The following is a 17,169-nucleotide window of genomic DNA, read 5'->3' as shown; positions in this document are numbered from 1 at the left end:
TTATGACTCCCACTTTTGGACAGTATCGATGAAATCGCGGCGATTGGTTTTGCGTTGTCCAAACATGCTATTGTCCGAATGTCCTGAACAGCCTTCGCCAAAGGTGAATCCGCAACCATTGCGTTCAGCAAAAGCGTCACTCAATGCTTCTTCACGATGCGCCGTTGGAATTACAAAGCGATCTTCGTAGTTGGCGATAGCCAAGTAGCGGTACATCTCTTCCACTTGCAGCTTGGTCAAACCCACATCATCCAAGATACTTTGGACTTCTTGTTTTTCAACCAATTGCATACGCTTGTAGCTACGCATAGCCAGTAGGCGCTTCAATGCCAAACGTACTGGCTCTTCATCGCCTGCGGTAAGCATGTTTGCTAAATAACGCAGTGGAATACGTAAGCTGTCGACATCTGGAATCAAACCATCCATACCGACTTTGCCTGCTTCAGCAGCATTTTGAATCGGTGATAATGGCGGTACATACCAAACCATCGGCAGCGTGCGGTATTCAGGATGTAGCGGTAGCGCAAGCTTCCAATCCATCGCTAGCTTATAAACTGGTGAGCGCTGCTGAATCAATGACCGATTGCGGTACACCGTCTTTTAATGCTTGGGCGATAACAGCAGGGTCATTTGGATCTAAAAATACGTCTAACTGTGCTTGATAAAGGTCTTGCTCGTTAGGTGTGCTTGCTGCTTCAGCGATTTTGTCCGCGTCATAAAGCAGTACGCCCAAGTAGCGGATACGACCAACACAGGTTTCTGAACAAACGGTCGGCAAGCCGGCTTCGATACGTGGATAACAGAAGATGCATTTTTCAGATTTTCCCGACTTCCAGTTGTAGTAAATCTTTTTATACGGGCAGCCTGAGATACACATGCGCCAGCCGCGACATTTTTCTTGGTCAATTAAGACAATGCCGTCTTCTTCACGCTTATAAATCGCGCCACTTGGGCATGATGCGACGCAAGTTGGGTTCAAGCAATGCTCGCACAGACGTGGCAAATACATCATAAAGGTGTTTTCGTACTCGCCATAAATCTCCGCTTGAATGTTGTCAAAGTTCTTATCTTTGCGACGTTTTTCAAACTCTGAGCCGAGGATTTCTTCCCAGTTAGGACCCCATTCAATCTTTTGCATACGCTTGCCAGTGATGGCTGAGCGCGGGCGGGCGATAGGTTGATGGTTGCTGATAGGCGCAGTATGTAAATGTTGATAATCGAAATCAAACGGCTCGTAATAGTCATCAATCTCAGGCAGGTCAGGGTTAGCAAAGATATTGGCGAGTACTCTGAATTTACCGCCGATACGCGGATTGATAGTGCCATTGGCATTGCGTATCCAACCGCCTTTCCATTTGGTTTGATTTTCCCACTCTTTGGGGTAGCCGATACCGGGTTTTGATTCAACGTTGTTAAACCACGCATACTCCATACCTTCACGGCTGGTCCAGACGTTTTTACAGGTGACTGAGCAGGTGTGACAACCGATACATTTATCAAGGTTAAGCACCATGCCGACTTGCGAACGAATTTTCATGGATCTGTGCTCCAAATAATAGTAAAAAAGCAGCTTTATGTTCTTTCTAGATATCCTGAAATCAGGATATCTTTTCGATAGAAGAAACAGCTTTACCCTTCAATGCTGGTTGGTAATGGGCGCGGTAATTCGTTATCTGGCTTATCTTCTAGCCAGTCGATTTTTGACATTTTACGAATCACGACAAATTCATCACGGTTACAACCAACGGTGCCATAGTAGTTAAAGCCATAAGACTGCTGGGCGTAGCTGCCAATCATATGTGTCGGTTTCAAAATCGTCCGAGTGACCGAGTTATGGATACCGCCACGCGTGCCTGTTTGCTCAGAGCCTGGAATGTTAACCAATTTCTCTTGGGCGTGATACATCATGGTCATGCCTTCTTTCACCCTTTGGCTGACGATGGCACGGGCAGTGATTGCCCCATTAGCATTGAACAGCTCAATCCAGTCGTTATCGACGATGCCGGCTTTTTGCGCATCGACTTCTGACATCCAGACACAAGGTCCACCGCGACTTAGGGTCAGCATCAGCAAGTTTTCAGAGTAGGTACTGTGGATGCCCCATTTTTGGTGCGGTGTTAAAAAGTTCAGTACAATCTCTTTATTACCATTTGGTTTGGCGTCTTTGAGCAGCTCAGTGGTCTTGGTATCGATAGGTGGACGATACTGCTGCATTTGCTCACCAAACGCCTGCATCCAAGGATGGTCTTGATAAAACTGCTGACGACCAGTAATCGTACGCCATGGAATCAGCTCATGGACGTTGGTATAGCCCGCGTTATAACTGACCTGATCCGACTCAATACCTGACCAAGTTGGGCTTGAGATGATTTTGCGTGGTTGGGCAACGATATCTTTAAAGCGGATTTTTTCGTGCTCGCTAGATTTGGCAAGATGAGTATGATCGCGACCAGTAAATTCAGAGAGTGCAGCCCAGCCTTTTACGGCGACATGACCATTGGTCTCAGGCGCCAACATCAAAATCATTTCAGAGGCATTGATAGCGGTGTTGAGACTTGGTCTGCCTTCAGAAATACCCGTTTCAGTCACGCGGTGGTTTAAATCCCCCAGCTGTTTGACCTCAGTTTTCATATCCCAATTCAAGCCTTTTGAGCCATTGCCCAGTTTTTCTAAGGCAGGACCCATAGAAGTGAACTTTTTATAAGTGCTCGGATAGTCACGCTCAACCACTTTAATCATCGGGCAGTTTTTACCCGGTACAGGTTTTTCGCCAGCCGTTTTCCAGTCAGTGCCACCAAATGGCTGTGCTAACTCACCCGGGGTGTCATGTTGCATTGGCAAGGTGACAACGTCAGTTTCAACACCTAAATGACCTTTTGATACTTCAGAGAAGCTCTTGGCAATGCCTTTATAAATTTCCCAATCGGTCTTAGATTCCCACGCAGGGTCAGTTGCGGCGGTTAATGGGTGAATGAATGGATGCATGTCTGAGGTATTCATATCATCTTTTTCGTACCAAGTTGCAGTCGGTAGCACGATGTCAGAATACAAACAGGTAGAAGACATACGGAAGTCTAATGTGACAACCAAGTCTAATTTACCAGTTGGGCCTTTTTCTACCCAATCGACTTCTTTTGGTTGCAGGTGACCTTCTGCATTTTCTTTATTGAGCAAGCCGTTTTTGGTGCCCAAGAAATAATGCAGCATATATTCATGACCTTTACCGGACGAGCCCAATAGGTTTGAGCGCCAGATAAACATGTTGCGAGGGAAGTTGGCTGGGTTATCAGGTGATTCACAAGCAAAACGTAAGCTGCCATCTTCGAGAGAATCGACAACATACTCTTCCACGCCTTTGCCGCTTTCTTTGGCTTTGGCAGCGATGGTCAGTGGATTGCGGTTGAGTTGTGGTGCTGAAGGCAACCAGCCTGCGCGTTCTGCTTGAATGTTGTAATCAAGCATATGCTCAGGGAAGAACTTTTTATCGACGAGAGGCGAGAGTATCTCATGGGCAGAAATGGTTTCGTGACGCCACTGTGAGCTGTGATTGTAAAAGAAGCTCGTGCCGTTCATATGACGCGGTGGACGATGCCAATCAAGCGCAAAGGCCAATGGCAACCAGCCCGTTTGAGGCGCAGTTTTTCTTGACCAACATAATGCGCCCAGCCGCCGCCAGATTTGCCGATACAGCCACATAGCATCAGCATGTTAATCACGCCGCGATAGTTCATGTCTAGGTGATACCAGTGGTTCATACCCGCGCCGATGATAATCATCGATTTACCATGAGTCTTATGGGCGTTTTCAGCGAATTCACGCGCGACTTGAATGACGCGCTCACGGCTTAGGCCGGTGATGACTTCTTGCCAAGCAGGCGTACCCGGTACGCTTGCATCGTCATAGTCGTCGGTGACATGCTCGCCGCCAACACCATTATCCACCCCAAGGTTGGCAACGGTTAGATCAAAGACGGTCGCAACGATAGCGGTGCTGCCATCGGCAAGGGTAATGGTTTTACAAGGAACGGTTTTTTGCTGTATCGCTTCGCCCGGTACCGAGGTGAAATGTGGATGATCCACATGACCAAAGTAATCAAAGCCGACTTTGCAGGTCTCATTGCTGTCTTTTAAAGTCAGTGTAAGGTCAATCTCTGCGCCTGTCGTACCATTTTTTTGCTCAAGGTTCCATTTGCCTTTTTCGCCCCAACGATAGCCAATCGAGCCGAGTGGAGAAACCAGCTCGCCATTACTATTTAGACCGATGGTTTTCCATTCTGGGTTGTTTTCTTGACCTAAATTATCGATTAAGTCAGAAGCGCGTAGATAGCGACCAGCATGGCGTGCGCCTTCTTCACCTTCTAGCATGACCAGTACGGGTAAGTCGGTATAACGCTTGGCGTAATCCAGGAAATAATCACTGGGCTGCTTAAGATAAAACTCTTTGATAATGACATGACAGAATGCTTGCGCAACAGCCGCATCAGTACCCTGTTTTGGATTTAGCCATAAGTCAGTTAACTTAGAAACCTCAGCATAGTCAGGGGTGATAGAAACGGTCTTAGTGCCTTTATAACGAACTTCGGTAAAGAAATGCGCGTCTGGTGTACGCGTTTGCGGAACGTTTGAACCCCAGGCAATAATATAATCAGAGTTGTACCAATCGGCTGATTCTGGCACGTCGGTTTGCTCACCCCAAACCATTGGCGACGCTGGTGGCAGGTCACAATACCAGTCATAGAATGATAAGCAAACACCGCCGATAAGTGATAAATATCGACTACCGGCGGCGTAACTGACCATCGACATCGCAGGAATCGGAGAGAAGCCAACGATACGGTCAGGACCAAAGGTTTTGGCAGTATAGACGTTACTAGCGGCGATGATTTCATTAACTTCTGCCCACGTTGAGCGAATAAAACCGCCCAAACCGCGCTTGGATTTATACTGTTCTGCTTTGATAGGGTCTTGGACAATGCTGCCCCACGCATCGACTGGATCAGGATACTGCGCTTTGGCTTCACGCCATAATTTGAGAAGCGGCTTACGTACTTTAGGATATTTCACACGGTTCGCTGAATACATGTACCAGCTATAACTTGCGCCACGAGGACAGCCACGCGGTTCGTGGTTTGGTAGGTCTGGACGGGTTTCAGGATAGTCAGTTTGCTGCGTCTCCCACGTGACCAAGCCGTTTTTTACGTAAATTTTCCATGAGCAAGAACCGGTACAGTTGACCCCATGCGTTGAACGCACGACTTTGTCATACTGCCAACGGCTACGATACACATTTTCCCAGTCACGAGACTCATCGCGCGTCTCACCATGCCCATCGGAGAATTCGCCCTTTTTACGTTTAAAAAAACGGAATTGGTCGAGTAAATGGCTCATTTCGCTATCCTCTGTATTATTGCCTATGGGGTATCTAAAGCTGAATGGCGTGGTAAAAACAACCCTTTGCCCAAGCTGTAAATGTTTTTCGATGGTATTATTTTAAGTAAGCCATCGCCCTCTTACTATCCGCTAACATGAGCAGAGCACTACCACCTTAGTAGTAGCGGTAAATGATAAAATTTGCTTAAAAAATCGTTAAGTATTTATAAGTCGGGCTTATTTACAAGCAGAATATGGATTGGTAAAAATAAAAAAGTGCTACTTACGCTGGCAAGTAGCACTATAAAGAGCGATATTTTTAATTTAAAAACCTGTTTTTAGAGGGTGATTTATACAAGGCTGCTTTAGCAAGGAATCTCAGCATTAGGGCGACTGTAATACCACCATGTCAACACAATACAGAGAACATAAAAGACAATTAAAGCGATAAAAGTACCATCAACACCCAGTCCTGAACCAAACATTTTTGGGACAAAGAATGCGCCATAGGCTGCTATCGCTGACGTGAAGCCAACCACTGCTGCTGATTCTTTACGTATCTCGACAAACAACTCCTCTGTACCTGCTTTTTGAGGTTCAAGGCGTTCATGAAAGGTTCTGAAGATAACGGGAATCATGGTAAAGGTAGAGCCGTTACCGATACCCGTGGTAATAAACAGCACCATAAAGGAGATGAAGTATCCGACAAAGCTGCCCTCATGAGTCTCGCTAGGGAGGAAATACATCACCGCCACTACCGCCAATACCATCACAATATAATTCCAAAAAGTCACTTTTGCGCCACTGGTTTTATCAGATATCCAGCCACCTAAGGGGCGAAATAGCGCACCAACTAAAGGACCTAAGAAAGCAAACTTAAGCGCATCAATGGCAGGAAATGAGTTTTTAATCAGCATCGGAAACGCGGCGGAAAAACCAATGAAGGAGCCAAAGGTTGCCATATATAGGATACACATGATCCAGTTATGTTTGCGTTTAAAGATGACGGATTGGTCTTTAAAGGAAGCTTTAGCAGTGGCAATATCGTTCATGCCAAACCATGCCAGTGCTGAAAATAGCAGAATAAAGGTACCCAAATAAAGCCTGCATTTTGTAGATAAAACAGCTGACCGCTTGCAGAGACTTGTGGGTCGCCGCCTAAGCTGCCAAAGGCTGCTACCAATATAATCATCGGTACAACGAACTGCATCACCGACACGCAAGGTTACCCAAACCCGCGTTTAGCCCAAGAGCAGTGCCCTGTTCTGCTTTTGGAAAGAAGAACGAGATATTGGACATGGAGGAGGCAAAGTTACCACCACCGAAGCCACAAAGTAGGGCAATGATGGCAAATATCATAAATGGCGTATCAGGTTCTGAACCGCAAAGCCCATCCATAATGCTGGAATTAATAGGGATAAGGTAGATATTGCTGTCCAACGTCGCCCACCAAAGATAGGCACCATAAAAGAATAAAAAATTCGCAGCGTTGCCCCTGATAGTCCGGGCAGCGCGGCGAGCCAAAACAACTGCCCATCATCAAAATCAAAACCAATCTCTGGCAGACGGACAATTACGGCACTCCATACCATCCATACTGCAAATGCCAATAGCAACGATGGAATGGATATCCATAAATTTCTACGCGCGACTTTTTTGCCGCCTCCTTCCCAAAATTCTTCTACTTCAGGTCGCCAGTCAGTGATGAGCTTACCACCTTTGAAGTTGTAATTATTGCCCATGTTATTCCTCACTTAGTATTAGCTATGCCTAGTTATATTCAGTATTTTTTATCATCAAATGGCTGTCTAAACTTACAGTAAACCGTAGCGCTTACTCCTGTTATTGTTGATGACAAAGAGCCGCCGTACTGGCTTATGAGCGCTATGAATCACTTGCTCTTTCAAAAAATGATAACTCACGGTACTGTGTTATCCCGATGAAGAGTATTCATACATAGTGGTATACTGATGACTAAAAGGGGTATATTGCGGGCAGGTTTATCACTAAGGTTTTGCTTGTCGATGGACTGCTAATGGCGCTGTAGTATTTTTTATGCTGTATGTTTTTTGCTTTTGCGACGTTCAATTTTAAGATCTCAAATCTTTTGTGCAGAAAGTGTTTGATGGGAGCGCTATTAATCATGTCTAATCTACGACGCAGTCTTTGTTCCTTCATACTTGGATTGCTATTACGATCATCGCTACTTTGTTTTTGATGTCAGCGATAGGCAGCGGTGCGCTCGCTTGGGTCGCAAAGTCTGATGCTGAGGCGATTAATACCGCAGGCTCGATACGCATGGCAACGTATCGTATTAGCTTTCAGCTAGCGACTGATTTTGCGGATAACCATCCCTTTAGCTCAAGCCTAAATATCAAACAAGATGGCTTAGCTAGTGACAATGCGCCGCAGGTAGAAAAGCAAGACAGACTGGATTTCTCCAATAAAAGTGAGTCTGAAAAAACAGACATACTGGTTGAAGACATGGAGAGTCGTCTCAACAAATTACAAGCGTATCAACTGACCAGTGCCAACAGAGATAAGGCGATTAGTGCTCAATGGAGCCAGATAAAATCACAATGGTTTCGTGATTTAAAACCAGCATTGTTGGCACAAGACAAGCAAGGCTTTTATAGTGATTCAACCAAATATATTGACGATGTTAATCGTTTTGTTGGCGCGTTACAGGATAGAAATGAGCAGCGTCAGACATGGCAGCAAAACCTACAAATACTCTCACTGATACTGAGCATGATTATTATGCTGATAGGCGTACGGAGATTACAGAACTCAGTGCTAACGCCTATTCAACAACTCATTAAAGCCAATCGGGCGTTTAAAGAAGGCAAATATGATACGAGAGTGTCTATCAGCGGTTATAGAGAATTTGAAGCGCTTGGCAATTCTTTTAACGGTATGGCCAGTACCATTGAGAGGTATCAGCGCTCACTTGAGAGTGAGGTACAGACAAAGACTCAGCATCTGGTAAAAGCCAACCAAGCCTTATCATTGTTTTATGATTTCTCAAAGCAATTGACCAGTAGTCCTGTGAGCTTACATCGGCTTGATGAATTGATTACTGGCTTTGGGTGTATATTCCCATATTTAGATTTTACGCTGTGTATCCAAAGCAATATTCTCACCAATAAAAACTCTATAGCCCTGCACGATGATAGGATGAAGGAGCTATGTACCAAACTCACTTGTGAAAGCTGCTCTATTAAAGAAGACGTTTATACCAAAACGTTTCCGATTATTCATCAAGATATAGAATTTGGTGAGCTAAAGGTCAGACCGAAATCTGTCTTAATGACTAATAAAGCTTATGCAGAAGATAAGAGAAAAAGCGAGGAAGATTCAACACGTATCAAGGTAGTAGAGGTGGATAGTAGTTACTTAATTGCTAAAAATAATGAATTGATTGTTGTGCTGACCAATCTCGTCAGCACCGCCTTATCCTTACGCAGACAAAGGCAGCAAGACCATCAACTTATTCTACTTGAAGAGCGCTCGACCATTGCTAGGGAGTTGCATGACTCTTTAGCACAGTCATTGTCTTATCTAAAAATACAAGTCAGCGTGCTCGAAAAACATCTGCAACTGTCTACTGATAAAGACAGTGGGCTGGTGGTATTTGATGAACAAAGTCAAATCAAGGTTGGGCAGCATATCAGTCAAATAAAAATGGGTCTGAACTCTGCTTATCATGAGTTGCGAGACTTATTGACGACTTTTCGCTTGACGATTGATAGCGGCAATTTTGATGAAGCTTTATATGAGGCGGCTGATGAGTTTGCTGTAAAAGGGCAGTTTGACATAAAGGTCAACAATCAAATCCTATCCTTGAATCTAACGGCAACCGAACAAGTGCATCTCATTCAAATTATAAGGGAGGCGCTGTCGAATATCAGTCGCCATGCCCATGCTAACAGCGTCACTATCGATTTGGTTTATGATGATGAAAGTAATTATGTAGCGATGATGGTCAATGATGACGGCGTTGGTATATCAGGGACTGTCAATCAGACCCAGCATCATGGTCTAATGATTATGAAAGAGCGTGCCTATAAATTAGGTGGTGATTTGATTATCTCTAATAATGTGCCCGCAGGTACCAGCGTCATCGTCAGGTTTGTACCCAGTTTCTTTACGGATTATATGGCTGAGCAAAACTAAGTGAATAGGCTTAGTAAACGCTCTTAACCACTGCATTGTATTTTTTGTAGCATTTTTCAATTTGTGAGTATTTTATGACTACTAAGGTTTATACGTCTGCTTCTCCGGCTCGGCTACTATTGGTCGATGACCATCCTATGCTGCGCCGCGGTGTCGCAGAACTGCTCAGTCTCGAAAGTGATGTAACGGTCGTTGGTGAGGCGAATAACGGACAAGAAGCGTTGGGTTTTTTGGCAAACAATCCGGTCGATCTGGTCATTCTAGATCATAAAATGCCAGTGTTGACTGGTATCGAGACCCTAAGAGAAATTAAAGCCAGAAATATTGACGTGGCTACCTTGCTATTTACAGTTTCTGACAGCGGAGAAGACGTGCAAGAAGCGTTGAAATTAGGGGTGGATGGTTATTTGCTAAAAGATATGGAGCCTGAGTTAATCATCGTCGATATTAGAAAAGTGTTGCGTGGTGAGCTGGTTATTAGTCCCAATTTGGCCTCAATCTTGGCGCAAACGTTACGTACACCAAGCATTGAAGATATCGCTGGCAATCTCACTACTAGAGAGTTGCAAGTGATTCAAATGATTGCTGAAGGCTTAAGTAATAAAATGATCGCCAACAAACTGGATATCGCAGAATCCACAGTAAAAGTGCATGTTAAGCATATTTTGAACAAAACTGGACTACGCACACGGGTAGAGGCGGCGGTATGGACCGTGAATCATTTATCAAAGTAGTCGTTTGTCAAAATGGTTATTTATCGAAGTAGTTGTTTTTTGAAAATATCACTTTTTGAAAGAGCTACTTTTTGAAAGCTTTACTTTTTATAAAAAATCATGGGTCATCTGAATAATCCCTATGACATGTCTAGATAGCTCTCTATATCAGTCAAAAAAAGCCACCGAACATTGATGCTGGGTGGCTTTTTTATTTTATAAGGTAATCAAATTAGCCTTCTTCAGCGGCAATTTGACGATCGACCGAGGACATCTTGTATTCGTCACCAAAGGCATCTTCAGGCTCTTTTAACCAGAAGAAACAAAGTACCCAAGCGATAAATGCACCTATCGCAATGATAAAAAAGAACTGATTTGGTTCGACCAAGGTAAATATAAATAGGTAGAACACAGCGCCAACGTTGCCATAAGCCCCCGCCATACCAGAAATTTGACCTGTTAAGCGCCGCTTAATTGAGGGGATAATACCAAAAGTTGCACCTTCTGCCCCTTGCACAAAGACTGAACATAGAATCGTAAAGACGACCGCGATAAACAATGGCCACTCTGCATTCAGCAATCCCATCAATCCAAAGCCGATACCGATACCGAACATGTATACCAACATCACCAAGCGACGATTGCCAACCTTGTCAGAGATATAGCCGCCAAGTGGTCGTGCCCATAAGTTAACAAAAGCAAAGGTCGATGCGACTAACCCTGCGACGGTAGGGTCGAGCTTCCACGTTGCGGCAAAGAACATTGGTAGCATAGAGACGACCGCCAGCTCTGCGCCAAAGTTAGCAAAGTAGGTGACATTTAGGGCGGCAACAGAGGTAAAGGGGTATTTGTCATCCTCAGGGATACCCGCTTTGAGCATGGGTACATTGACACTGATGGCTTTATAAATTTGATAAATAACCACCACAGCGATGAGAGTATAAAACCCCCAAGCGCCTGTTTCGCTCAGGAATCCCATGTTTTTAGTGCGATAAACCAATACGCCCAATACGCCATATAAAGGAATAATAAATAGGCAATATAATAATAAATCTCTCCAACTTGATACCTCTAAAGCACCCGCCTTACGTGCTTTTTTATGGGTATCTTGTGTAGGACCATCGGTGATCAAAAACCAATAGGCCACCCCATAAGCGGCCATCAGTAAGCCAGATAATGCAATTGCCCAGCGCCAACCGTCATCACCACCAAAGAACTGTAGCGCAACCGTGGGAATGGTAATCGCTGCGGCAGCTGAACCAAAATTACCCCAGCCGGCATAAAATCCTTCGGCAAAGCCAATGTCTTTTGGCTTAAACCAAAGGGCGGTCATGTGAATGCCAACGACGAACCCTGCGCCCACGATAGACATAAATAGGCGAGCGACGAACAGCTGCATCGCGGAATCACCAAACGCGAAGAACCATGTCGGTATCGCCATGACGACCATCAGTATGGAAAACACGCGACGCGGACCGAAGCGATCCAATGCCATGCCGACTACCACTCGCCCTGGAATGGTCAAAGCAACGTTGGCAATGAGAAATAATTTGATGTGTTCAGAAGTTAAATAGCTTTCAGCCTCTAGCATAGAAGTGGCTAGTGGCGCCATATTGAACCAGACGTAAAAGGTCAGAAAAAAAGCAATCCACGTATAGTGGAGCGCTCTTATATCACGGCGTTCAACCTCAAGTAGCTCTTTTGCATGCATGACAAGTATTCTCCACCGTCGAACTGGATAGTTTAGATGGAGTTAATGTAGCAATAAGTAAGCTCGCTAACCATTAGGCGAAAGCAGTATGAATGTCATTTCACATACTACTTAATAGGGATTAAAAAGTGGCTTTAATATCCTATATATTGATGGTTAACTAAGATGATATGAGGATAGCAATACATTTGAAAATATGATGCGCTATAGTAATAATAATCATTACTGTGCGTGCTTTTCTCGTTTATCAATAGAATTTTATTCACAAGTAAGCTGTTAATAAACAGGATTGGGATACCCCCATCAAATTAGCCAAGGAGTTACCATGAGTCATACTGTCGCCTCAAAGCCCGTCATACCCAGCCATTGGAAAATAAAGCGTTCGACCCACTTTTTTACTAAAGATAAAGTCCCAAAAGCCTTGTTGACTCATCACAATACGGCAGAGGCGTATACGGCCAAATTTGTGTCATGCAAGGCACGGTAACCTTTTATGGCTTTGCTGATGAAGCCGCTACTGAACCTGAAAAAACCATTGTTATTAAAGCAGGGCAGTTCGCTGTCAGTCCGCCTCAATATTGGCACCGCGTAGAATTAAGTGATGATGCCCAATTCAATATTAATTTTTGGACAGAAGCGGATACTGGTAATAAGTCGCTGTTCAATAGCTCAAAGATACATAGCAAGCCTATCGAAAAGTTGTTTGATCAGTCGGATGAATCATAAGGGCTATATATATGAATCAGCTATTAAAAATATCCTATTTATAAGCAAAAAAATAAGGCCACGAATGGCCTTATTGTATTAAGAGTTGTGATAATAAGGATAATCATTATAGCCAATTTCGGTGCCACCATACATCGTGGTAGGATCTGCCTCATTGAGTGGCCAATGATTGGCGATGCGCTCAGGTAAATCGGGATTAGCAATAAAGGGACGACCAAAAGCAAATAAGTCACTATAACCTTTAGCTAGCATATGAACCGATTTTTCCGTCGTGTATTTACCCGCATAGATAATACGTCCTGAAAACTCAGCTCTGACGGCCTGATAAAAAGTCTCTGGTAAATCAGGAGCATTGTCCCAGTCAGCTTCTGCAATAGATAAATAAGCGATACCCGCTTGTTCAAGTACTTTAATCGCTTCAATATACGTATGATGTGGATCTGATTCCACTAGCCCTAAATACACGCGAGTCTCATCTGTGCTAGCAAACAGCGGTGCGAAACGTACGCCTAAGCGATCAGCGCCAACCATTTCACTGACGGCAGCCACGATTTCTTTTAAGAAACGCAAGCGATTGGTCAATGAACCGCCATATTGGTCATCACGTGTGTTGCTATGTTCAGAGATAAACTGATTCACCAAATAGCCATTGGCACAATGCAGCTCGACGCCATCAAAACCTGCCTCTAATGCATTGCGTGCGGCTGCCGCATACATAGCGACCAGTTCACTAACTTCATCAGTACTGAGTGCGCGTGGCTCACTAGGATCGGCTAACGCACCTGCACCTGGTGCTGTTTCTATAAATACTTTTACATTGTCAGCAGTGATAGCTGATGGTGCAACTGGCTGAGCGCCTTGTGGTTGTAAGCTGGTATGCGACACGCGACCCACATGCCAAAGCTGAGCGAAAATGATACCACCTGCTGCGTGTACCGCTTGAGTGACCTTTTTCCAGCCTTCGATTTGGGCATGCGAATGTATGCCTGGCGTCCACGCATAACCTTGACCCCTCGGCTCAATTTGCGTGCCTTCAGTGACCATAAAACCAGCTGATGCGCGCTGGGCATAGTAGCTTGCCATTAATTCATTAGGAATATTGTCCGGTTGCGTGCTGCGAGAGCGTGTCAACGGTGGCATGACAATACGGTTTTTTAACGTATATGGTCCAAGTGTGACAGATGCAAATAATGGGCTGGTATCGATATTAGATGGTTCCATAAAACTCTCTTTTAAAACAAATGGACGGGGTTATTGTTTAAACCACTGAGCTTGTTTTGATGCTTTATTACTGCGTAAGTAAGGTTGGTAAGCATAGAGTTTTATAGATACAATTGGAAACAGGATTTTCTTGTTTAAGATACAATTATTAATGGTATATGTTATGAATGGAATTAACCGACTCGATATCAAGCAGCTGCGAGTGCTACATGCGTTGCTTGATCTAAAAATCTCTCACAAGTCGCGCGCAAAATGGGGCTGACACAGCAGGCAATCAGCGAACAGTTACGTAAGCTGCGTGATTTGTTTGATGATCGTTTGTTTATTCGTCAAGGCAATAGCATGGTGGCAACCCCCAAAGCGCTATCGATGCAGCAACCCATTAGTCGCATATTAGAGCAATTAGAAGCACTGTTAGAGCCGGATGTGTTTTCGCCGCAGACTTATAAAGGCGTATTTACGATTAGCGCGACCGACTATGCGACGCAGGCATTATTACCGCAGTTGTTTCATATAACACGCCGCGACGCGCCTGATTTGAAGTTAATCGTGCGTGATTTTGCCTCAGACAATGTCAATCAGCTTATTACGGCAGGCGAGCTTGATCTGCTGATTACTTTCCCAGAATTTATCCCTGATAACTTGGCTTATGTGACGCTGCTTGAAGAACAACATTTCTGCATTACTGGTTGCAATAATAATTTTACAACAGAGCCGCTGTCACTGGCGCAAATTGCTGCACACTCGCAGTTGGTGGTGTCACCTTCACGCGCTAACTTGCGTGGTTCTCATGACCAATGGTTTGCAGAAAAAGGTCTTAAACGAAACATCGTTATGTCCGTTCCTAGCTTTTCTGCGGTGCCAGATATCCTTTATACAACCGATATGATCGCATTTTATCCCTCGCGTTTATTGCCAAACAGTCGAGTTAAAGAGCTTAAAGTGGAAGCCCTGCCACCCACATTTAAGGTGATAGCAGCATGGCACCCACGTACCAGTCACAGTGGTATACACCGTTGGCTGATTGAGCAGTTACAGCAGTTATCCAAGTCTGACTAGAGCATGTCCTCATTTCTATCTTCGTTTTTAAAATGAGGGCAGGCCCTAGAGCGTTATCGTTTTTATTTTTCGTCATTAGTTGTACTAAAGCCATTTTTATCAAAGCTGCTTTTATCAAACTAACATTACTGATGCCAGACCTACTTATGCCAAAGCCCTTTGATTGCTTCCCATTGCTGAGTAAATATTGAGTCATTGCCGTTGGTGGATTGATTGGCTTTTGGCAATATGTGCTCGTAATAAGTACCCTTAAGAAGCTTAGTTAATAGACCTTCGCCGATGAAACCTTTACCATCGTTGAGTGTATTCGCGGCTTTTAGTAATTGACGGATATCGTATTGTAATGGGTTAATATCGGGGACTTGTTTTTGCACGTTTAGTAGCTCATAAACTGCGACACGAGCAGTACGAACAGAGCTCTCCATGGTAAATACCACATCATTATGTGTCTCGACGAACTGACCGACTAGACCCATATTGACACAACCATCAGGGACTATCTCAGGACGATCGCCTTTAGCACGAGGCATAAACATCGAGGTGATGTAGGCATATAAGCCGTTCTGACGATGGTATTGGCCATGATATTCTCTATATCATCGAGGATACCAAGGTGATGACAGAGTTCGCTCAAGATCTCTTTGCCTGTACATTCTGGGATGGGTTTTTTGACATAATTGCCTTCTTTATCCATAAACAAGGCATATAGCCATACGACTAGCGTGTCTTTTGGCTGATCAGGGAAATGCGGTTGACGGTTACAAGTAAAGCTCATCAACCAGTTTGAATCCGTAATCGTAATGATGCCACCGGTCACTGTTTTACCCGTATAAGGATCGTTGACAGACAGCGTTTTGAGCTTATCAATAAAGGCAGACGGCTGGCAGGTCAAAGTCGCCGACATCCAAGCAGATTTATCCACATGCTGATTAAATTTTTCTGGGTGACCAAAGACGGCAGATTGCTTAGCCAGATTATTCCATACTTTCCAACCAGACGATTGCCCCATACTGTCTTTTGTGAAGTCCAGCGTCGGCGCAGTATTATCATCACCATAGCGGGTATCTTCGGTCATGGAGCCAGTCGTCACGATGACGTAATCATTGCTACCCATAGGAATGGTGGTTTGCTCATTCGCTTTCTCCGTGATGATGGCTTTGACCTTTTTGGTGCCTGTTACTTTATCAGCATGCTCAAACTCAATGTCTAAATTGGTAACGAGCGTGTCATACTGAAACTGCACGCCTTTATCTTTTAAATAATTTTGTAGTGGCTTAACAAAGCTATCAAATTGGTTGTATCTTGGGAATACCAGTGCAGACATGTCGTTTAGACCGTCCAATGCATGTAAAAAGCGATGTGTATAAAGCTTAAACTCAAGTAAGCTGTGCCAGTTTTCAAAAGCAAACATGGTTCGCCAAAATGTCCAGAAGTTGCTGCTCAAAAAGCTGTCATCAAAATATTCTTCAATAGTGATATCGTCTAGCTCTTCCTTGGGTTTTAATAGCAAACGAATCAGAGCGAGTTGATTGACTTTACTCAATCCCAGCTGACTGAAGTCTTTTATCTCACCTTGCTTATGGATCAGGCGTGCAATAGAGTAATTGGGATCGGTGTCATTTGCTATGCGATACTCATCCAAGGTGCTATAAGGCGCAGGCATTTCAAGAGCAGGGATATCTTGGAATAAATCCCAAAAGTTTTCGTAAGTGAAATCCATTTCACGACCGCCGCGCACCATATAACCCGTCTCAGGATTGCCGCTACCATCTAAGGAGCCACCTGCCACGTCAAGATGCTCTAAAATAGTAATGTTTTCAGCGGATACTTTGCCATCTCGGATGCAGTAATAAGCACTGGCCAAACCTGCAATACCGCCCCCAACAATATAAACCTTACTGTCCTGATAAGCATCAGTGGGCGTCCCAATATTGCGCTGATAATTACCAATTTGATCAGGGAAGGGTAAGCGTTTGCCTGGTATGTTTGCTACACGGGTTTTACTGGCATCAGGCTGGTGGATAAATGTGTCGTGGTCTACCGGATTATTGGTTTGAGTCTTTATGATTTTCATAGGTTCATCCTTATTTAGTAAGACTGATATAAAAGGTTATTTGACTATGGCGTATCCTCAATTCAATCGATTACTTTCTAAATGGGCTAAAAATGGCTAAATTTTGCCAAACATCGTCAA

General features: G+C 44.2%; 7 protein-coding genes and 4 pseudogenes. 5 read left to right on the top strand and 6 right to left on the bottom strand.

Translation table 11 applies throughout. From position 1 onward, the window contains the following. From narH to TT12_RS11740, 3 pseudogenes are all read right to left on the bottom strand, one after another. Positions 1–1,537, bottom strand: a pseudogene (gene narH, locus TT12_RS11750) (nitrate reductase subunit beta). A gap of 92 nt (positions 1,538–1,629) precedes the next feature. Beyond that, positions 1,630–5,387, bottom strand: a pseudogene (locus TT12_RS11745) (nitrate reductase subunit alpha). A 347-nt stretch (positions 5,388–5,734) separates the two neighbouring features. Continuing rightward, a pseudogene (locus TT12_RS11740) lies at positions 5,735–7,111 on the bottom strand (NarK family nitrate/nitrite MFS transporter). 424 nt (positions 7,112–7,535) lie between these two features. Between TT12_RS11740 and TT12_RS11730 the strand changes: the two are divergent. Both TT12_RS11730 and narL read left to right on the top strand, forming a co-directional pair. Continuing rightward, positions 7,536–9,545 carry a histidine kinase gene (locus TT12_RS11730; RefSeq protein ID WP_045455084.1) on the top strand — a complete coding sequence of 670 codons (2,010 nt, stop codon included), beginning with the start codon at positions 7,536–7,538 and terminating at the stop codon, positions 9,543–9,545. A gap of 74 nt (positions 9,546–9,619) precedes the next feature. After that, positions 9,620–10,279 (top strand): two-component system response regulator NarL, encoded by a 660-nt coding sequence (gene narL / locus TT12_RS11725; RefSeq protein WP_045455081.1) that lies wholly within the window; start codon positions 9,620–9,622, stop codon positions 10,277–10,279. A 211-nt stretch (positions 10,280–10,490) separates the two neighbouring features. Here the strand turns inward: narL and TT12_RS11720 are convergent, their stop codons facing one another. Next, complete coding sequence (locus tag TT12_RS11720) at positions 10,491–11,969, bottom strand: MFS transporter (RefSeq protein ID WP_045455078.1); 1,479 nt, start codon at positions 11,967–11,969, stop codon at positions 10,491–10,493. Positions 11,970–12,294: 325 nt separating this feature from the next. Here TT12_RS11720 and TT12_RS17620 point away from each other — a divergent pair, with 325 nt between their 5' ends. Further along, complete coding sequence (locus TT12_RS17620) at positions 12,295–12,456, top strand: cupin domain-containing protein (RefSeq protein WP_243443650.1); 162 nt, start codon at positions 12,295–12,297, stop codon at positions 12,454–12,456. Further along, on the top strand, positions 12,441–12,695 hold the full coding sequence (locus tag TT12_RS17615; protein WP_243443649.1) for a TehB-like domain-containing protein: 255 nt from the start codon (positions 12,441–12,443) through the stop codon (positions 12,693–12,695). The genes TT12_RS17620 and TT12_RS17615 overlap by 16 nt, the downstream gene beginning before the upstream one ends. A 78-nt stretch (positions 12,696–12,773) precedes the next feature. On the opposite strand, the gene TT12_RS11710 is transcribed toward TT12_RS17615, so the two are convergent. Beyond that, positions 12,774–13,901 (bottom strand): alkene reductase, encoded by a 1,128-nt coding sequence (locus tag TT12_RS11710; protein ID WP_243443661.1) that lies wholly within the window; start codon positions 13,899–13,901, stop codon positions 12,774–12,776. 267 nt (positions 13,902–14,168) lie between these two features. Between TT12_RS11710 and TT12_RS11705 the strand changes: the two genes are divergently transcribed. Then, positions 14,169–14,975 carry a LysR family transcriptional regulator gene (locus TT12_RS11705; RefSeq protein ID WP_243443648.1) on the top strand — a complete coding sequence of 269 codons (807 nt, stop codon included), beginning with the start codon at positions 14,169–14,171 and terminating at the stop codon, positions 14,973–14,975. Between the two features lie 140 nt (positions 14,976–15,115). Here TT12_RS11705 and TT12_RS11700 read toward each other — a convergent pair. After that, positions 15,116–17,049: pseudogene (locus tag TT12_RS11700) on the bottom strand (oleate hydratase). Between the last annotated feature and the right edge of the window lie 120 nt (positions 17,050–17,169).

It is taken from the genome of Psychrobacter sp. JCM 18903, from assembly GCF_000586475.1.
Taxonomy (GTDB): Bacteria; Pseudomonadota; Gammaproteobacteria; order Pseudomonadales; family Moraxellaceae; genus Psychrobacter.
The sequence above is the reverse complement of the archived record's forward strand: the minus strand, read 5'-3'. Positions and strand labels throughout refer to the sequence as shown.